The following is an 18194-nucleotide window of genomic DNA, read 5'->3' on the forward strand; positions in this document are numbered from 1 at the left end:
TCTTCATGTTTTGAGCGCTATTGAAGACTTTAAACGTTTTGGTTGGGGTTGCAAATCCGACCGGTATCTTTAAGAATAAAACCATAGATAATAGTTGATCCTACTTAAACTTAACGCATTATGACGAAGAACACTGAAACAGTTTTAAATTACCACAATCGCACCAAGCATAGCCTGGAGCGCTATGCAAAAGGCCCGGAGTCAATCGACTGGGACGATCAGCCTGATCAATTCCGGCATTTTTCCGGTTGTGAGATAGTAACGCTGGCAAAACCGGGGGCAGAGGTTGAACCGTTGTTTGCCGATCTGGATAATCCGGAAACAATACCGTCAAAGCCGGTAAATTTGGCTAATGTCGGTTTATTGCTGGAACTGGCTTTTGGACTGTCAGCCTGGAAACAATTCGGACCCAGTCGTTGGGCTTTGCGCTGCAATCCTTCCAGCGGCAATCTGCACCCGACTGAAGCTTATCTGATCAGTACCGGCAATGCTTTTATTAACTCAGGGGTTTATCACTACGTTAGTCACGATCACAGCCTTGAGCAGCGTTGCAGGCTTGCCGGTAATTTGCCGGATGTCGGCTTGCTTATCTGCTTGTCGTCAATCCATTGGCGGGAAGCCTGGAAATACGGGGAAAGAGCTTTTCGCTATTGCCAGCATGATATTGGCCATGCCTTGGGCGCGTTACGTTATGCGGCAGCGACGCTGGGCTGGTCGGTTGAATTGCTGGCTGAATGGTCGGATAATGATATCGCTAATCTTTTGGGACTTAATCGAAACGACGATTTTAATGCACTGGAACAGGAAACCCCCGACCTTATTTGCCGGATCAATACGCATACAGATAGTATGCCGTTAGATATCGAAGCGTTGTTGGAAAGCGCACAATCAGGAGACTGGTTTGGTAAAGCCGATAGCCTTCGCGCTTATCACTTATATAAATGGCCGATCATTGATGAAGTCGCCATTGCCACCAGCAAGCCACCGACGGTCGAACCTGAATGGCAAGGCATCCGCAAGCACACCATAAAATCATTTGGTAACCAAAAAGCCACAGCCATTATCCGTCAACGCCGCAGTGCCCAACAGTTTGATGGCAAAATGTCGCCCTTGCCACAAACCGACTTTTACCGGATGCTGGCTGCCGTGTTACCGGCAACTGCCGCTTTTGATCACTGGCGTTGGTCACCTAAAATACACCTGTTTATTTTTGTGCATCGAGTTGACGGTTTGGAACCCGGTTTATATGTACTGCCAAGAGATCATGATGCTTTGGAAAAATTACAAGCCGCAACCCTGGTTGATTTTGACTGGCAAAAAGTAACTGAAATAATACCGCTTTATCATTTGTATTCCGGGGATTTCAGGCTAACCGCCAAAAACCTTTCCTGCCATCAACCTATCGCCAGCGACAGCGCTTTTAGCTTGGGAATGGTCGCAGAATTTAACAAAACCATCGAAACCATGCCTTGGCTTTATCGCCGCCTGTTCTGGGAATGCGGCTTGATAGGACAAGTTCTGTATCTGGAAGCAGAAGCCGCAGGTATACGCGGTACCGGAATTGGTTGTTACTTTGATGACAACGTACATGAACTTTTAGGCTTCAAGGATGAACAATTTCAAAGCCTGTATCATTTTACGGTAGGTAAACCGCTGGAAGATAAGCGACTGGAAACCTTACCGGCTTATGGGCATTTAGACACGTAAGGTGGGCAACGCTTTTCTGCTTACCTGCTGTAATTTCTTTCGAAAAAAATAAATATCGTCTGTGCCGGGTTCCCAATTTCCAGATTGGGAACCCGGAAGGTGAAGCTTTAGCTTCGCGAAACAGGAAACTAGAAAACCAGCGACAGTTTTTTGCTTTGATCATTTCAATGATCTTTTTCCTGTTTACGTTTCAAACTTTCAAAAATTTTCCTGTTTTTCGCTAATTGATCCACGTCTGTCATTTCCGGTTCGTTATCTATATCTTCAAAATCCATCAACAGCTGACCTATTTTTTGCCACTTATCAAAAAGGCACGTCTTCTCATGTTTACTAAACAATTCTGGATGATCGCTATCGGTCTTACTATCGTCCTGTAATTTATTAAGTTTAATCTGAAATTCATCTACGATTGATTTATATTCATTATTCATTGTTTTCCTCTCTTTAAGTGGGTTCTGAGGTTTTCAAAACTATAAAGCGGATTTGCCGCGCCGGCAATTCGTCATAATCGGGATGATTTAATCTGACTATAGCTCCGGCTTTTTCAAACGGTTTTGTCTATTATTTGTCAAATTGCGGTTTGCTGGTTCACAGGATAAGCCGACGAAAGAACCCCATCATTTGTAAATGATGCCGCCGGTTCCTGTTCCTTGGCATATCCAATTAAACTGTCGAAAGTTAAGACAAACGCTTAGTCTTATTCCTCAGAACCATAACATTTGGGGTAATCAATACAGACATTGCATGAAGGGGCGCGGCATAAATACAAACCTTCCGCTTCGCAAAGCTGTTTATACAAGAACTTTTTCCATTTCATATCCTGGGTGTTTTTTGCCGCCAGTTCAGGAAAGTTGTATTGCAGCATCGCACTCAATTGTGAGCGCGACCAGAGACCTAAATCCTGCCATAAGTGATCGCTGCCCAGACAACCGGCAACAATAATGGCAATTACCCAGTCCATTTCAAGCGTATCAGCCCTTGAGTAACGTCTTAGCAAATTAACCAGATCTTCTTTTTCCAGCATACGACTAAAGTCGAGTTGACTACCTGATGGGGCTTGCTCTGGAAGGGGTTGATCCTGAAAATACGCCTGTTTTAATTGGCTAAACTGCTCAGGCTCCAACCCCAGATAGTCGGGCAAAACACCTTGCCCGACACACCAACTGGCGACCATGCACGCCAACCATTCCTCATTGGATGCCATGGCGATTGGTGGTAATCGGGCATAGAACTGTTCCCGGTTATTCAGAAGTTGAAGAGCTGTGGACATAATTAATATTCAACCAGAATATCTTCATCCCTGACAATCATCTGACAAGCCAGGCGCCAAGGGGAGGGCAGGTCATCAACAATCATTTGTTCCATTTCTTCTTTGCTGATTTTACCGCTGACGCGCAAGACGTCTTTTTCCTTTTCTGTTAAAGGCCCGCCCATGCGTTGATGTTTATGGTCAACACTACTGACTTTTACCAAACAGGTGCCGCATTCGCCATCCTCGCATTCATAATTGATCGGAATTTTGTTTTCCCGTGCCAGTTTCAGTAGTGATTCCGTATGACTACCGGCTACGGCATAGACAGTTTTATCCCGGTACTCGGGACTTGAAAAAGTAACTAAAGCCATGATTTACTCCTTAAATATAAGTGATGTTCTGCCACTTGGTTCCCGTGTTGTTGCAAGGGCGTCAGCAGCTTGGTAGCTATCCAATTCCCCTCTTTGAAAAAGAGGGGTAGGGGAGTTTTTTAAACCGGCTTGACTCTAATGGTTCCACCCAAAACCTGAGCCTGACATGCCAGCCGATTATGTTTGCCTGCCATATTTTCACGCAGGATTTTATCTTCCAGTACCGACGCCTCGGTCAGGTTGTCCCAGCCTTCCGTGACTTTAGTAATACAAGTCCCACAGTCGCCCTCACGACAACCATAAGTTATGCCTGAACCGACTTTTTCTGAAATCTCAATCAGCCGGGTGCCTGCTGGCGCGGTAACTGTAACGTTTATATCTTCAAAGGTAATCGACGCTTTCGCCATTTTTATTCTCCTGTTGTGTTAAAAATTATTAAGAAAGTGTTTTAAAACACGTTCTCGGAGGCTGTCCGAGAATAGGAACCGTAGCGAGGGAAAGCAATTTTGAGTCAGATTTTTTGATCATTTGAGGCAAATAGTTGTTCTATTAAACGAAAATGAGCGAGAAATTTGGCCAAAATAGTTTTTCCACAGTAGGTTTTCTATTCTCGGACAGCCTCCCAGGCAAGGTCTGCGATATCAATCACTTTAGCCTCCCTTAAACCCATTAAATCCTGTGCCATTTCATGGCCGAATTGCCAACAGATCCGGATTTCTTCATCGGTCGGAATTAACTTGATGCGTATCCCCGGAATAGGCACACGTAACTTGAGTCCGCGCAGGCGATCCTCGACCATCTTCACGCCTTCGCCGGTCCAGCCATACGAGCCAAAAACACCCCCCAGCTTTGATTTGAGATTGATAACCACCAATGACGATAATAAATCCCATACCGGTTTGACCGCATCGCCATTGATAGTCGGTGTGCCAAACAAAATACCATCTGCACCTTCTATCAAATCGACAAACGGTGCTACTTCACTACCTTCCAGGTCATATAACGATACCCGTACGTGCTCTATAGTCATGGCACCTTCATAAATGGCTTCGGCCATACGCCGTGTATTACCATAGGAACTGATATAAAAGATCAGTAGCGTTTTTTCACCGCTACTGATTTCGCTATGCAGGGCAGAACGTGATAATTCGTTATAGCGCTGCATATACCGTTGCGGTTGATCGCGTAATAAAGGGCCATGGGCAGGCAAGATAGTTGTCAACGGTAACGGTTCAAGCAGGGTCAACGCACGATTTACATAATCTTTGAATGGCCGCATGATGTGAGCATAGTAATATTCAAAAGAAAAGCGAAAATCACCGACAACATCGTTAAACAACCGCACATCGCAAAAATGGCAGCCAAACACATCGCCTGAAAATAAGGTTTTTTCTTCTACCAGATAGGTACATTGTGTATCCGGCCAATGTAAATACGGTGTGTGAAAAAATGCCAAGGTACGGTCTCCCAGCGATACCTTGTCACCGGTCATTACCGGCGTAAAATCAAATTCATCCTGTTTTAACAGGGCCTTGAGCATGGATTGCGCTTTTTGGGAAATGTAAAGTTGGGCTTGTGGCGCTCTACGCATTAATTCCGGTAAAGCGCCGGTATGGTCGGGTTCCAAATGATTTAAGACAATGACTTTAATTTCGTCATAACTGGCTACCGACTCCAGACGGGCAAAAAAATCATCGGCAAAATTTTCCTTTACCGTATCAATAACGGCAACACCTTCACTGCCTCTAACTACATAAGCATTGTAAGTTGTGCCATTGGCGGTTTTTAAGATAATGTCAAAGGTGCGTAAATTTGGGTCCAGAGCGCCTATCCAATGTACTCTTTCCGATAATGCAACCGCTTGTGGTACGCCATCAACCGTTAAAATTGGTAACTTACTCATGACTACAGCTTAGCTCTGCAAGTGTTCGAGGACAGCTCTCCAGGTCCGGAGTTATTTCGATTTCAGACAGGCCTATCCAGCTATCAACGGTTTGCTGATCAAATCCTGTCATAAAGCGGTTTCCGACTTGCATTAACGGACGACGAATTAACAACGGATTTTTCAGCATCAGCGCTATCGCTTCCTGTTCGGTCAGGTTATCAGGATCAATCTCGCCGTTTTTGATGGCTGGGGCACTGTAATTAAACCAATTTCGTACCGCCAAGGCACCGAAGAAAGCTCGCAGGCGTTCTGTCTGCCAGTTTTCAGTTAATAAATTTTTGGCAATAACCTGATGACCTGCTGCCGCCAACAGTTTCTTTTGCCGGGTATTATTAATACAACCGGGTTTTTCATAGAAAGTGACAGTAGCCATCAGTGGTGTCCTTGCTTAGTGGGACTGTAATTCAGCCATGGCTTCAGCCATTTTTTCCGGCGGAATACCTGTTAAAGAACCGGGTGGGTTAATTGCTATCCCAAACGAATCCAGAATTGCGCCTTCTATCGGGCAAATACTGGCACATTGAAAGACCGGAAAATCACCTTCGCATTCGGTGCATTTTTTAGGGTTCACCAAAAAATGCGGTTTGGCCTCATAAATAGCGTTACTGGGACAAACCGGCTCACAGGCAAAACAATTAACGCAAGACTCAATAATTTTTACAGCCATAACAGACTCCTGAAGTAGGGTGGGCAACGCTTTTGTACCCACCGTTTATCTGTAAAAGGTGGGCATAAAAGCGTTGCCCACCCTACATTAATTATGCATTCGCGCGGATTGCTTCAGGCTTTGCATCTAACTTACCGGCTGTTGCCATTTCTTTATAGACGGCCAGCACGGCTTCTTCGATAGGTTCCATGGCATGTTCACCGTTGGGAGCGATACCCGCAGCTTCCAGCATTTCCCAAGGTTCATAACCGACTTTGGAACACAGTACCGCTTCGCAGCCAGCCAAAGCGCGAATAGTTACTTGCAACGTTGTTTCACCATCGCCGCAAGACGTATCGCCGGCACAATATTGATCGGCTTTGCGATGACTGATAAAACGCACACCGTCTGGCGAGGCTTCATAAATCAGAAATTCTTTGGCATGGCCAAAGTGCAGGTTAATCACGCCTTGTCCGCTGGTCGCTACCGCCATCAATACCGGACGAGTGGTCAGCCTGGGTTTTTGTTTTTGTTGCTGTGCTTTTTCAGCTTTTTCCAAACGTTTACTGTCCATTTCAGCTTGTATGGCAAGGTGTATCACCTTGCGTTTTTCCATCGCGGCTTCATAATCAATCTCCATAACTTCAATCTTGTCCAGCGTAAATTCATCGCCGCGATCTTCGCCCAACATACCCACGGCATCAGCCCGACATTGTCGGCAATGACGCATCATGTTCATATCGCCTGAACAGCTATCTTGCAGGTCTTGTAATTCATCAGGTGTAGGGCCGCGTTGCCCCATCACACCATAAAAAGTCCCGTGTTCCGGTTCGGAAATCAGCGGCATCACATTGTGCAGGAATGCACCTTTGGCTTTGACTACTCTGCTGACCTCCGCCAAATGCTGATCGTTAACACCGGGAATCATTACCGAGTTAACCTTAACCAGAATGCCTTTGGCAATCAGCATTTCCAGACCTTTTTGCTGTTGTGCAATCAGAATTTTCGCACCTTTTACGCCTTTAATGCGTTTGTTATTCCAGAAAATCCACGGATAAATTTTTGCACCGATTTCAGGGTCAACGCAATTAATGGTGATAGTGACATGATCAATATTATGTTTGGCCAATTCCTCTACGGATTCTGGCAGAGCCAAACCGTTAGTTGATACACACAATTTAATATCCGGGGCTTCCAGACTCAAACGCCGGAAGGTTTCAAAAGTACGTTCAGGATTAGCCAAAGGATCACCGGGACCTGCAATACCCAATACAGTCATTTGCGGAATATTGGCCGCCACCGCCATGGTTTTTTTAACGGCCTGATCCGGCGTTAGCACTTCAGAAACGACGCCGGGACGTGATTCATTTGAGCAATCATATTTACGGTTACAGTAATGACACTGGATATTGCAAGCGGGAGCAACCGCCACATGCATCCTTGCAAAGTAATGATGTGCATCTTCTGAATAACACGGATGATTCTGTACTTTTTCCCGTATTGAATCAGGCAGCGAATCCATTTGATTTTCTGAAGTGCCACACGAACTGGCTTCACAACCACCCTTGGCCTCATGCTCTGCGTGGGAAGGGGTATTATTTAATACTGGCAATTGCATGGTCTTGACCTCGTAAGTGTATTTACAATAAGTAAAAGCACAGGTCATGCCAACGCTGGAATTTTATTTTATATTATTGATTTATATTATTTTTTTGTTTTTTAAATGAAAAAATTGTCGTAAACGTAACAGTCATTTTTTTAGATTTTGTTATTAACAGCACAATAACTTTGTACTGTTAATAACGGTAATGGCTTACTTTTTTATTCGAGAGATGAGATTACAATACACATAGTAATTTAGTCTGGAATGAGACTGAAATATCACCGATTTCATCAAGAGACAGAGTACTGTTATCGGCTAATTAAAAACGGCCTTTACGTAGATCGGTCGTGGTGGTAAAAGCCCCTTTTTCACGACCAAACAACTCAGGCTCTAATAAGGTATCGGGTAGGGCCGCACAATTCAGTCTTAAAAATGGACAACTTTTCGAGAAAAACATACCGTCTTAAGCAGTTTATGGTTTTTGCAGGATAACTTTGTCCGCAAATAGGTACAGCTTAAGGTCTTTGAATTGTTGCGAGAGAACCCTGAGTAGTTACCATTCTTTTATAGTTCGGACTTAAATTTTTACAGTTTTTTTACACGCTTCCACAGTAGACTATGCCTTGCTGTTTTCAACGCAGATTCTGATATCAGCGATTGGCTTTAGTCATTTTATATAAGGTGGTTTTATGGATAGTTTATATCTTTTATTGACGCTTGTTTTTTTCGCCGTCACCGTCGCACTGGTTTATGCTTGTGAAAAATTAAGGGGGCAGTCATGAGCTGGATTTATCTGTTAAGTGGTTTCCTTGCGTTGGCGATTTTCGTTTATCTGGTCGCCGCACTTTTTTATCCGGAGTAGCCTGATGACCAGTAACAGTTATTTTCAAGTTATAGTTTATGTCGTTACTCTGCTCGCACTGGCTAAACCGCTAGGTTGGTATATGGCCAGAGTCTATGAGGGTGAGTCAGTGGGTTTAAACCGGTTATTGGCACCCATCGAAAGATTAATGTATCGGCTAAGTGGCGTCAATCCGAAAGAGGAGATGCGCTGGACGGATTACGCCGTCGGTTTACTGGTGTTTAATTTGCTGGGTGCATTGGCGGTCTTTGCTCTGCAGCGCCTGCAAGCTTCTCTGCCTTTTAATCCACAGCACCTGTCCGGCATCAGTCCGGACTCGGCCTTCAATACGGCGGCCAGTTTTGCAACCAACACCAACTGGCAGGGCTATAGCGGTGAAGTTACCATGAGCTATCTGACTCAGATACTGGGGCTTACCGTGCAGAATTTTGTCTCCGCCGCAACGGGTATGGCGGTGCTGGTCGCTCTGATTCGTGGATTTACCCGGCGCAATGTAGATACCATCGGTAATTTCTGGGTGGACCTCACTCGTAGCACGCTTTACATCCTGATGCCGCTATCGCTGATTCTGGCTTTGGTATTGGCAGGACAAGGCGTGGTGCAGACTTTTAATTCTTATCAAGCGGTACCGCTGGTCGAAACGGTCAGTTATGAACAGCCTAAATTGGGCGTAGATGGTGTGGCGTTGCAAGATGCCGGTGGTAAGCCCGTCATGGAATCGGTAGAAGCCAAAGAGCAAGTCGTGGCGGTAGGGCCAGCGGCATCCCAGGTAGCCATCAAGCAACTCGGTACCAATGGCGGCGGTTTTTTCAATGTCAACTCTGCGCATCCGTTGGAAAATCCGACGCCGTTGAGTAATTTTCTTGAAATGCTCTCGATACTGCTTATCCCGGGCGCGCTGTGTTATACCTTTGGCATGATGGTTGGCGACACCCGGCAAGGTTGGGCAATTCTGACGGCGATGACACTGGTTTTTGTAGTGCTGGTTTTTATCGCGGTACCGGCGGAGCAAAGCGGAAACCCGGCTTTGGCAGCATTGAGTGTCGATCAATCGGCAAGCATTAGTCAGTCCGGCGGCAACATGGAAGGTAAAGAGACCCGCTTCGGAATTACCAACTCCGCTCTGTGGGCGGTCGTCACCACCGCTGCTTCCAACGGTTCGGTTAATGCCATGCATGATTCCTTTACACCTATTGGTGGCATGGTGCCGATGTGGCTGATGCAAATTGGTGAAGTGATCTTCGGCGGCGTTGGTTCAGGGCTATATGGCATGATCATGTTTGCGATAGTCGCAGTGTTTGTATCGGGTTTAATGATAGGCCGTACACCCGAATATCTGGGTAAAAAAATCGAAGCTTACGAAATGAAAATGGCCGCAATCACTATTTTGATACCACCGCTAATGGTATTGGGCGGTACTGCGCTTGCCGTTATGGTTGAGGTTGGCAAGGCATCCGTCTTTAATCCGGGCGCACACGGTTTCAGCGAAGTCTTATATGCGTTCTCGTCGGCAGGTAACAACAACGGCAGTGCGTTTGGCGGGATTTCGGCCAATACGCCCTTCTATAACACCCTGTTGGGTCTGGCCATGCTGTTTTCACGTTTCTGGCTGGCCGTGCCGGTACTCGCTATCGCCGGTTCCCTGGCCGCAAAGAAGAAAGTGCCGGTCGGTCTCGGTACCTTACCGACACATACCCCGCTGTTTATTGCGTTATTGATCGGTACCGTACTCATGGTTGGTGCGCTGACATTTGTTCCTGCCCTGGCCTTGGGGCCTGTAGTCGAACATTTGCAAATGATTGGCGCTAAATAATCAAAATCAAGATATAAGCGTGGGCATGCTTTATCTGCCCACCGAAAATCAGTGAATAGGAGAATTTCATGAGTCAAAAATCTGTTTCAACGTCTTTGTTTGATAGGGAAATCCTGGGTGCAGCCTTAGTAGATTCATTCCGAAAGCTGGCTCCACAGCAGCAATGGAAAAATCCGGTGATGTTTGTCGTTTATAGTGGAAGCCTCCTGACCACCCTGCTTTGGATACAAGCTCTTAACGGGGAAGGGAAAGATCCGGCCAATTTCATCTTGGCAGTGACTTTATGGTTATGGGGCACGGTTTTGTTTGCCAACTTTGCCGAGGCAATCGCCGAAGGGCGCAGCAAGGCGCAAGCCGCCTTTCTGCGTAGTGCCAAGCGTGATATTGCGGCGAAAAAACTGGATGAGCCGCGTTATGGCGAAAATTATTCGAAAGTGGCCGGCTCCAGTTTGCGGCGCGGTGATGTGGTTTTAATAGAAGCCGGTGATTTTGTTCCCGGAGATGGCGAAGTCATTGAAGGTGTTGCCTCGGTGGACGAAAGTGCGATTACCGGCGAAAGTGCGCCAGTGATCCGCGAATCGGGTGGTGATTTTAGTTCGGTAACCGGCGGCACGCGCGTGTTATCCGACTGGCTGGTTGTGCGCGTTACTACCAATCCGGGCGAAGCCTTTCTGGATCGTATGATTGCTATGGTGGAAAGTGCCAAGCGGCAGAAAACACCCAACGAAATTGCCTTGACCATTCTGCTGGTTGCGTTGACTTTGATCTTTCTGATGGTTACCGTGACTTTGCTGCCGTTTTCTTTGTACGCTGTAGCAACCTCAGGCGCAGGACAACCGATTACGATTACCGTGCTGGTGGCGTTGCTGGTCTGCCTGATTCCGACGACTATCGGCGGCTTGTTGTCTGCCATCGGCGTCGCAGGTATTGGAAGGATGATGCAGAAAAACGTTATTGCAACCTCCGGCAGGGCAGTGGAAGCGGCCGGTGACATCGACGTATTGCTACTGGATAAAACCGGTACGATTACCTTGGGTAATCGACAGGCATCCGCTTTTATAGCGGTTAAAGGCGTCTCTGAAAAAGAACTTGCCGATGCCGCTCAATTGGCTTCACTGGCTGATGAAACACCGGAAGGACGCAGTGTGGTGATTTTGGCAAAGCAGAAATACGGGTTCAGAGAACGGGATGTGCATACTCTGGGAGCTACTTTCGTGCATTTCAGTGCCCAAACCCGGATGAGCGGGGTTAATATTGAAGGACGGCAAATTCGCAAGGGTGCGGCCGACGCCATTCGTGGTCATGTTGAAGAATTGGGCAGTAAATTTCCGCCAGAGTTTCGAAAACTGGTTGATGACGTGGCGCGTCGCGGTAGTACTCCGCTGGTAGTTTCTGAAGGGGCTCGTGTGCTGGGTGTCATCGAACTCAAGGATATCGTCAAAGGCGGTATCAAAGAACGTTTTGCCGAATTACGCCAGATGGGTATCAAAACCATCATGATTACCGGTGATAATCGCTTGACTGCCGCCGCGATTGCTGCCGAGGCCGGAGTCGATGATTTTCTGGCCGAAGCCACACCGGAAATGAAGCTAAAGTTAATCAGGCAGTACCAGGCTGACGGGCGTTTGGTCGCGATGACCGGTGACGGCACCAACGATGCACCCGCACTGGCTCAAGCCGATGTTGCGGTAGCGATGAACAGCGGCACCCAAGCGGCCAAGGAGGCCGGCAATATGGTGGATCTTGACTCGAACCCCACCAAATTAATTGAGATTGTCGAAACCGGCAAACAAATGTTGATGACACGCGGTGCCTTGACTACGTTCAGTATCGCCAATGACGTCGCAAAATATTTCGCAATTATCCCGGCTGCGTTCGCAACCACTTATCCGGTGCTTAATGTCTTGAATGTGATGCATCTTGCAACCCCTGCGAGTGCCATTCTGTCAGCAGTAATATACAATGCGCTCATTATTGTGGCACTGATTCCGCTGGCATTAAAAGGTATCAATTATCGGCCTATCGGTGCCGCCAAGCTGCTACAAAATAATTTGCTGATTTACGGCGTAGGTGGGTTGATTGTTCCATTTATCGGCATCAAGGCGATTGACCTGTTTCTGGTCACGCTGGGCCTTGTTTAAAGGAGTTGACAATGATTAAGCATTTGAAACCGGCGATTATTTTGTTTGTTTTATTAAGTGTGTTAACGGGCGTAATTTATCCGGCCATAGTAACCGGTCTGGCACAGCTCCTGTTTCCCTCCCAGGCTAACGGCAGCCTGATGACGGACAATAACGGCAAAACTACAGGTTCCAGTCTGATCGGACAGCCTTTCAGTAGTTTCGGTCATTTTTGGGGACGACCTTCCGCAACAGCACCCTTCCCATATAATGCCGGCGCCTCCAGCGGTTCAAATCTGGGGCCGACCAACCCGGCTCTGGTGGATGCCGTTAAAGCACGTATTCAGGCGTTAAAAATTGCCGATCCTGACAACAAGGCACCGGTTCCGGTTGATCTGATTACGGCATCGGGCAGCGGACTGGATCCGCAGATCAGTCCTGCGGCAGCAACTTATCAAATTAATCGCGTGGCCAAGACTCGTAACATCAGACCGGAAATACTCCGCGCCCTGGTTGATGCGAATACTGAATCGCGTCAGTGGGGCTTTCTGGGAGAGCCGCGAGTTAATGTGCTAAAGCTGAATCTGGCGATGGATCAGTTGAGCCATTGAGGTTCGACTAGTTCGGTAATTTGGTGGGAGAGACTTTAGTTCCGACTAGCGAGGCTAAAGCCTCTTCCACTACGCTAAGCCTTGGAGGATGAATCGCGTGCGCGTCTCTTTGTAAATTGATGACTAATTTTAACCCTAATCTGGCATGCACGGCAGACCCTACGAGTAATTATGAATTTAAGTATCTATGAAGCTAGTTTGGAAGATCTTCCTTACATTCAGGCACTAATATCCAAATCTGTCCGAAAACTTCAGGCGCAATACTATAAAAAGTCAGAAATTGAAACGGCGCTGGAGTTGGTTAACGGCATAGAAAAATTGATTGCCGCTGGCAGTTTTCTTCTTGCTGGTTACGAAAAGAAAATCATCGGCTGTGGTGGTTGGGCGATTGATGTTTCTGAGCCGCAGAAAGCAGAAATAAGGAGCTTTTTCGTACATCCTGATTTTGCCCGAAGAGGTGTTGCTACACACCTTCTTATGGCATGCGGTAATGAATGTTTGCGTAGAGGTATTGTGGATTTATACTTGACAGCTACACTTTCTGGCGAGCCATTTTACAAAAAATACGGTTTTTTTGAAGGTGAGAGATTTAAGCAGGATTTGTCGAATGGAGAAACTTTTGAGTTGGTCAAAATGGTAAAAAAATACACCGCAGCCGAGGGTGTACCTTCTCCCCAAGCTGATTAACCTTGGTTTACCTTTGACGTACGCCCTACCGTAGCCCTTTGCATGACATCGAAAATGGAAATCAAACCATGACTATTGAGCGCCCCGATCCCGATCAATTACTTGCCCGAGTCGAGCGGGAAAAAGCCAAGGCCCGGCGAGGCAGGCTGAAGATATTTTTCGGTGCGGCAGCAGGCGTAGGTAAGACTTATGCCATGCTGCTGGCGGCCCACGAGAGACGAGCCGAAAATATTGACATCATTGTTGGCTTGGTAGAAACCCACGGCCGCAAGGAAACTGCCATCCTGCTGGAAGGTTTGGAGGTATTGCCACCCAAGCAGATTGACTATCGTGGGACGACTTTGCGGGAGTTCGACCTGGATGCAGCCCTCAAGCGCAAGCCCTCGGTTATTCTGGTTGATGAGCTGGCACACACCAATGCGCAGGGTTGCCGGCATCCCAAACGGTGGCAGGACATCGAAGAGCTCCTTGATGCCGGCATCGATGTGTATACGGCTCTCAATGTGCAGCATCTGGAAAGTCTCAATGACGATATAGGCCAGATTTCCGGCATACGGGTTTGGGAAACCGTGCCGGATACGGTGTTTGAAGCCGCCAATGAAATTGAATTGGTGGACCTGCCGCCAGACGAACTGCTCGACAGACTCAAAGACGGCAAGGTTTATTTGCCGCAACAGGCCGAGGAAGCGATTAAGCATTTTTTCCGCAAAGGCAATCTGATTGCGTTACGGGAACTGGCACTGCGGCAAACCGCTAACCAGGTCGACACCCAGATGTTGAATTATCGCGAGGATAATTCTATCAGCGAAGTCTGGCAGGTTAATGAGCGTATTATGGTTTGTATCGGCTCTAATGCTTTGGCAGAACGTCTGGTTCGCTCGGGGAAACGTCTTGCAACCAGCCTGCGAGCTGAATGGATCGTGGTGTATGTCGAAACGCCCGAGCTGCAACGCTTGTCAGCTGAAAAACGTGATGGTGTGCTGCGCATACTCCGTCTTGCCGAGCAGTTGGGTGCCGAGACAGTGACATTGAGTGCGCCCGATATGAGCTCCGCCATCATTAAGTTTTCCAATGAAAGAAATGTGACCAAGATCGTCATGGGGAAACCGACCCGTCGAGGCTGGAAGCGTTTGCTGTTGGGTTCGTTGGTGGATGTGTTGATTAGCGATGCGCACAATATTAATCTGTATCTGCTGGGTAGTCCCAGATATGACAGGGACGGTAGTGGGGATAAAGCAGAGGTTTCCCTGTATCGGAAAAATCCGTTGCCGGGACTTGGCGGGAAATTGTCATCGCGAAAAAAAGACACTCTGGGTTATGTCTGGGCGGTGGCCGTGATAGTTGCCATTACCGTGCTCGCCTATCTGATGTTCGGCAGGTTTGAGCTGGCCAATCTGGTTATGGTTTTTTTACTAGGCGTGGTTTTTATTGCCATGCGTTTCGGTCGCGGTCCTTCTATTTTAGCCTCTCTTCTCGGCGTTGCGATATTTGATTTTTTGTTCGTAACACCTTATTTCAGTTTTTCGGTATCCGATAGCCAATACCTGGTGACACTCCTGGCGATGTTGATCGTGGCAATACTAATCAGCAATTTGATGGCTAATGTGCGCTCCCAAGCCAAGGTGGCGGGACACAGGGAGCGGCGTGCGACGGTTCTTTATGCGATGAGCCGTGATCTGACAGCGAGCCAGAGTGAAGATGAAATTGTTCGTGCAGCGGTACATCATCTTTATTCGGAGTTCGGCAGTCGAAACGTTATTCTCTTTCCTGACGCTAACAGTCGTATTATTTACCCTACAGGCCAGATTATGCCTGAATCGCTGCACGCTACCGACCTGAGTGTTGCGCAGTGGGTTATGGATCATAACGAGATCGCCGGTCAGGGGACTCATACCTTACCGGGTGCCGAGGCCATTTATTTTCCATTGAGTAACAAGGAAGCCGTGCTGGGTGTTTTGGTTTTACTTCCTGTTAACTTGCGCAGGGTGTTTCTGCCTGAACAACAGAAATTACTGGAAACCTTTCTTGGGCAGATTGCTCAAGCGATTACCCGTGTACGGTTGACCGAGCAAGCCAGAAAAACTCAGGTAGAAATTGAAGCCGAACGCTTACGGAACTCGCTGCTCAGCTCCATTTCCCATGATTTACGTACGCCGCTTGCGACTATCGTAGGTTCAGCCAGTACTTTAGTAGAGGAAGACCACGCACTCAAGGCAGAAGACAAGCTTGAACTGAGCCGCGCCATTTACAATGAAGGGTTGCGGATGTCGAGTCTGGTTAACAATATCCTGGATATGGCACGGCTTGATGCAGGCACTATTGAGCTGAATAAACAATGGTTTCCGCTTGAAGAAATTATTGGAGCCGTGTTGACACTCTTGCAAAAGCGTCTTGCAGGCCGTCTGGTAACTGTTAAATTGCCACCTGGCACGCCGATGATTTATGTTGATGCGGTTATGATCGAACAGGTTTTGATCAATCTTCTGGAAAATCTCCTGCGATATACACCGGAAAGAAGTCCTGTGGAGATCATGGCAGAAGCTTTTTCTGGTGCGATGGAAATCTCGATTGCCGATCAGGGGCCGGGTATCCCCAAGGGCCTCGAAAACCAGCTGTTTGAAAAATTTTATCGGGTTCGCCACGAGGCGGCGCAAAGCGGGGTAGGGCTGGGTTTGGCGATTTGCAAGGCTATCATTGAAGCGCATGGCGGGAGCATTCAGGCGCAAAACCGGCCCACGGGAGGTGCTGTATTTTCGTTCATGATTCCTCTGGATCATGCACCGCCAGCGCTGGGGCAGGAAGAATAAGGTGATACCCAAGAATGAATATACCCAAAAGATGCAGGATTTCTGTTCATTTTCAATGACTGCAAGGATGCAGGAGGTAGAGCAACGCATGGAGCAGTTGCCGAGGTGTAAAAATCGGCACATAGCAGGCTATGTAACTATTTTTATAACGCAGAAAAAGGACAAAAAAACCAGCAAGCAGAGTATGTTTTTCGTAGTAAATTGCCTGCGATACTGACTTGTTGACTAGCCATGACTATTGCCAGCCCTGTTATTGTTGTTATAGAAGATGATCCTGCGATACGCCTGTTTTTGCGAACCGGCCTTGGCGTGCATGGTTTTAAGGTATTCGAAGCTGACCGGGGTCGGCAAGGTATTGTTGAAGCGGGCGTGCGCAAACCTGACCTCATTATCCTGGATCTGGGATTGCCAGACATGGAGGGGGTTGACGTTATCAAGGCCATACGGGAATGGTCTACATTGCCTATTATTATTTTGTCAGCACGTAGCACCGAGCAGTATAAAATCGATGCACTGGATGCGGGTGCCGACGATTACCTGACCAAGCCGTTTGGTTTAGGTGAATTGCTTGCGCGGATCCGGGTAGCCATGCGTCACTCGGTAAGTAGTCCGGCTCAGGAGCAGAGTGGTATTTTTAACACCGGGGCGCTGAAAATCGATTTACTGAAACGTCAGGTCTTTGTTGGCGACGGGGAAGTTCATCTGACGCCGATTCAGTACCGGCTATTGTCCGTGCTGATTAAAAATGCCGGCAAGGTATTGACGCATCAATACCTGCTCAATGAGGTTTGGGGCCCGTCCTATAGGGATAATTCGCATTATCTCCGGATTTACATGAGCCAGCTCAGGCAAAAACTGGAAATCGACTCAACTCAGCCTCAATATTTATTAACGGAATCAGGTGTCGGCTACCGGCTTAAAGTTTAACGCTTTTAAAACCGGTCGGCCTTAAAATTCCCCATTTCCGTTTTGGTGGAAAACCAGGTTTTCCATTTTGGAGATTTATCGCTGCAACTCAAAGGCTTTTCATCGTAAAAATTCAAGCTACATCATAATACCAGTCCAAAAGTTCTTCCCCGCCCCAGTTTTCGGCATCAGGTGGGATTATTTCATCGGTTTCGTATAACGTCATTTGTCCTGGTTTTGGTGATGTTACCAGTAAGCTTTCAGCATAATCAACAGAACAGCCTTCTTTGCCTGTTTTATCTTTTAGCCATTGTGCTGCCATAACGATAGCATCTTGCCGGGTTTCACCGAAGCCGAAAACGGCATAATCATGTTGCACATATAAAATGGTCATTATTGCTCCAAACTGGTTAATGAAAAGTCTTTAAACATTTTTATTCACTACGAAGGCACGAAGGACACGAAGTTTATCAATCTTCTTTGCTGGTTTAAGACCTCGGCCTTTACGCCGAAAGGAACGCTCACAACAAGCGAAGCGACGTTGCTTTATCGTGCGCGGATTGGGGAGTGGGTTCAGACCCTTTCCCAATCTTTGGCTTCATCCTAAATGGATGTTTCCTCAATGTCGTTAAGTTAAGCATACAACTGGAGTAAAACCGCTTTAGCTGTTTTTATAGGCAATAGCTGAAGCGATTGCACTCCAGTTTTTTAAATAACTTGCGCTTAACTTAATAACATTTGATGTTTCCTTATTGCTCTTCTTCTTCGTGTCTCGGCAACTGTTCCCTGCGTCGCCTAAAGCCCCTACTTTTGGTGCTCTACCTTCTGCATCCATGCAGTCGTTCGTGGTGAATAAATTGAAAA

The 18194-nt window shown here is 47.2% G+C and carries 18 protein-coding genes and 1 pseudogene; 8 read left to right on the forward strand and 11 right to left on the reverse strand.

The window, feature by feature from the left end; genetic code table 11:
* Positions 1-120 precede the first annotated feature (120 nt).
* Positions 121-1707, forward strand: coding sequence for a SagB/ThcOx family dehydrogenase (locus N7974_RS01750; RefSeq protein WP_262963983.1), 1587 nt, complete (start codon positions 121-123; stop codon positions 1705-1707).
* Between the two features lie 164 nt (positions 1708-1871).
* Here the strand turns inward: N7974_RS01750 and N7974_RS01755 are convergent, their stop codons facing one another.
* From N7974_RS01755 to N7974_RS01795, 9 genes and pseudogenes are all read right to left on the reverse strand, one after another.
* A complete protein-coding gene (locus tag N7974_RS01755) occupies positions 1872-2138 on the reverse strand; it encodes a hypothetical protein (RefSeq protein ID WP_262963984.1) in 267 nt (88 codons plus the stop codon).
* A 266-nt stretch (positions 2139-2404) separates the two neighbouring features.
* The gene (locus N7974_RS01760; protein ID WP_262963985.1) at positions 2405-2977 is read right to left on the reverse strand and encodes a nitrogen fixation protein NifQ; all 573 of its coding nucleotides are present in this window, start codon (positions 2975-2977) and stop codon (positions 2405-2407) included.
* 2 nt (positions 2978-2979) lie between these two features.
* Positions 2980-3330, reverse strand: coding sequence for a 2Fe-2S iron-sulfur cluster-binding protein (locus N7974_RS01765; RefSeq protein WP_243218726.1), 351 nt, complete (start codon positions 3328-3330; stop codon positions 2980-2982).
* A 119-nt stretch (positions 3331-3449) separates the two neighbouring features.
* Positions 3450-3737 (reverse strand): 2Fe-2S iron-sulfur cluster-binding protein, encoded by a 288-nt coding sequence (locus tag N7974_RS01770; protein WP_243218725.1) that lies wholly within the window; start codon positions 3735-3737, stop codon positions 3450-3452.
* A 197-nt stretch (positions 3738-3934) separates the two neighbouring features.
* On the reverse strand, positions 3935-5233 hold the full coding sequence (locus tag N7974_RS01775; RefSeq protein ID WP_262963986.1) for an FprA family A-type flavoprotein: 1299 nt from the start codon (positions 5231-5233) through the stop codon (positions 3935-3937).
* The gene (locus N7974_RS01780) at positions 5226-5648 is read right to left on the reverse strand and encodes an ArsC/Spx/MgsR family protein (RefSeq protein WP_262963987.1); all 423 of its coding nucleotides are present in this window, start codon (positions 5646-5648) and stop codon (positions 5226-5228) included. The genes N7974_RS01775 and N7974_RS01780 overlap by 8 nt, the downstream gene beginning before the upstream one ends.
* A 15-nt stretch (positions 5649-5663) precedes the next feature.
* Positions 5664-5942: a 4Fe-4S dicluster domain-containing protein gene (locus tag N7974_RS01785; RefSeq protein WP_243218719.1), complete on the reverse strand. Its 279-nt coding sequence runs from the start codon at positions 5940-5942 to the stop codon at positions 5664-5666.
* A 91-nt stretch (positions 5943-6033) separates the two neighbouring features.
* On the reverse strand, positions 6034-7539 hold the full coding sequence (gene nifB / locus N7974_RS01790) for a nitrogenase cofactor biosynthesis protein NifB (protein WP_262963988.1): 1506 nt from the start codon (positions 7537-7539) through the stop codon (positions 6034-6036).
* A 223-nt stretch (positions 7540-7762) separates the two neighbouring features.
* Positions 7763-7960: pseudogene (locus tag N7974_RS01795) on the reverse strand (sigma 54-interacting transcriptional regulator); the annotation flags it as partial.
* 342 nt (positions 7961-8302) lie between these two features.
* On the opposite strand from N7974_RS01795, the gene N7974_RS01800 reads away from it, so the two are divergent.
* From N7974_RS01800 to N7974_RS01830, 7 genes are all read left to right on the forward strand, one after another.
* Entirely contained in the window at positions 8303-8386 is an 84-nt protein-coding gene (locus N7974_RS01800; protein ID WP_262964048.1) for a potassium-transporting ATPase subunit F, read from the forward strand.
* A 4-nt stretch (positions 8387-8390) separates the two neighbouring features.
* Entirely contained in the window at positions 8391-10199 is a 1809-nt protein-coding gene (kdpA, locus tag N7974_RS01805; RefSeq protein ID WP_262963989.1) for a potassium-transporting ATPase subunit KdpA, read from the forward strand.
* A 68-nt stretch (positions 10200-10267) separates the two neighbouring features.
* Complete coding sequence (gene kdpB / locus N7974_RS01810) at positions 10268-12340, forward strand: potassium-transporting ATPase subunit KdpB (protein ID WP_262963990.1); 2073 nt, start codon at positions 10268-10270, stop codon at positions 12338-12340.
* An 11-nt stretch (positions 12341-12351) separates the two neighbouring features.
* Entirely contained in the window at positions 12352-12930 is a 579-nt protein-coding gene (gene kdpC, locus N7974_RS01815) for a potassium-transporting ATPase subunit KdpC (RefSeq protein WP_262963991.1), read from the forward strand.
* A 171-nt stretch (positions 12931-13101) separates the two neighbouring features.
* Positions 13102-13617 (forward strand): GNAT family N-acetyltransferase, encoded by a 516-nt coding sequence (locus tag N7974_RS01820; protein ID WP_262963992.1) that lies wholly within the window; start codon positions 13102-13104, stop codon positions 13615-13617.
* Between the two features lie 68 nt (positions 13618-13685).
* Positions 13686-16424 carry a sensor histidine kinase gene (locus N7974_RS01825; protein WP_262963993.1) on the forward strand — a complete coding sequence of 913 codons (2739 nt, stop codon included), beginning with the start codon at positions 13686-13688 and terminating at the stop codon, positions 16422-16424.
* A 231-nt stretch (positions 16425-16655) separates the two neighbouring features.
* Entirely contained in the window at positions 16656-17351 is a 696-nt protein-coding gene (locus N7974_RS01830; RefSeq protein ID WP_262963994.1) for a response regulator, read from the forward strand.
* 112 nt (positions 17352-17463) lie between these two features.
* Here the strand turns inward: N7974_RS01830 and N7974_RS01835 are convergent, their stop codons facing one another.
* Both N7974_RS01835 and N7974_RS01840 read right to left on the reverse strand, forming a co-directional pair.
* The gene (locus N7974_RS01835) at positions 17464-17724 is read right to left on the reverse strand and encodes a hypothetical protein (RefSeq protein ID WP_262963995.1); all 261 of its coding nucleotides are present in this window, start codon (positions 17722-17724) and stop codon (positions 17464-17466) included.
* Between the two features lie 267 nt (positions 17725-17991).
* Positions 17992-18165, reverse strand: a complete 174-nt coding sequence (locus tag N7974_RS01840; RefSeq protein WP_262963996.1) for a hypothetical protein — start codon at positions 18163-18165, stop codon at positions 17992-17994.
* Positions 18166-18194: the final 29 nt, after the last annotated feature.

Source organism: Methylobacter psychrophilus (assembly GCF_025583945.1).
In the GTDB taxonomy this organism is placed as follows: Bacteria; Pseudomonadota; Gammaproteobacteria; order Methylococcales; family Methylomonadaceae; genus Methylobacter_C; species Methylobacter_C psychrophilus.

What these genes read in the sequence shown, in the direction of transcription:
- N7974_RS01840 (WP_262963996.1), bottom strand. Translation starts at nt 18,165, where the DNA reads ATGGATGCAGAAGGTAGAGCACCAAAAGTAGGGGCTTTAGGCGACGCA.
- N7974_RS01780 (WP_262963987.1), bottom strand. Translation starts at nt 5,648, where the DNA reads ATGGCTACTGTCACTTTCTATGAAAAACCCGGTTGTATTAATAATACC.
- N7974_RS01830 (WP_262963994.1), top strand. Translation starts at nt 16,656, where the DNA reads ATGACTATTGCCAGCCCTGTTATTGTTGTTATAGAAGATGATCCTGCG.
- N7974_RS01800 (WP_262964048.1), top strand. Translation starts at nt 8,303, where the DNA reads ATGAGCTGGATTTATCTGTTAAGTGGTTTCCTTGCGTTGGCGATTTTC.
- kdpB (WP_262963990.1), top strand. Translation starts at nt 10,268, where the DNA reads ATGAGTCAAAAATCTGTTTCAACGTCTTTGTTTGATAGGGAAATCCTG.
- N7974_RS01785 (WP_243218719.1), bottom strand. Translation starts at nt 5,942, where the DNA reads ATGGCTGTAAAAATTATTGAGTCTTGCGTTAATTGTTTTGCCTGTGAG.
- N7974_RS01765 (WP_243218726.1), bottom strand. Translation starts at nt 3,330, where the DNA reads ATGGCTTTAGTTACTTTTTCAAGTCCCGAGTACCGGGATAAAACTGTC.
- N7974_RS01820 (WP_262963992.1), top strand. Translation starts at nt 13,102, where the DNA reads ATGAATTTAAGTATCTATGAAGCTAGTTTGGAAGATCTTCCTTACATT.
- kdpC (WP_262963991.1), top strand. Translation starts at nt 12,352, where the DNA reads ATGATTAAGCATTTGAAACCGGCGATTATTTTGTTTGTTTTATTAAGT.
- kdpA (WP_262963989.1), top strand. Translation starts at nt 8,391, where the DNA reads ATGACCAGTAACAGTTATTTTCAAGTTATAGTTTATGTCGTTACTCTG.
- N7974_RS01760 (WP_262963985.1), bottom strand. Translation starts at nt 2,977, where the DNA reads ATGTCCACAGCTCTTCAACTTCTGAATAACCGGGAACAGTTCTATGCC.
- N7974_RS01750 (WP_262963983.1), top strand. Translation starts at nt 121, where the DNA reads ATGACGAAGAACACTGAAACAGTTTTAAATTACCACAATCGCACCAAG.
- nifB (WP_262963988.1), bottom strand. Translation starts at nt 7,539, where the DNA reads ATGCAATTGCCAGTATTAAATAATACCCCTTCCCACGCAGAGCATGAG.
- N7974_RS01755 (WP_262963984.1), bottom strand. Translation starts at nt 2,138, where the DNA reads ATGAATAATGAATATAAATCAATCGTAGATGAATTTCAGATTAAACTT.
- N7974_RS01775 (WP_262963986.1), bottom strand. Translation starts at nt 5,233, where the DNA reads ATGAGTAAGTTACCAATTTTAACGGTTGATGGCGTACCACAAGCGGTT.
- N7974_RS01770 (WP_243218725.1), bottom strand. Translation starts at nt 3,737, where the DNA reads ATGGCGAAAGCGTCGATTACCTTTGAAGATATAAACGTTACAGTTACC.
- N7974_RS01825 (WP_262963993.1), top strand. Translation starts at nt 13,686, where the DNA reads ATGACTATTGAGCGCCCCGATCCCGATCAATTACTTGCCCGAGTCGAG.
- N7974_RS01835 (WP_262963995.1), bottom strand. Translation starts at nt 17,724, where the DNA reads ATGACCATTTTATATGTGCAACATGATTATGCCGTTTTCGGCTTCGGT.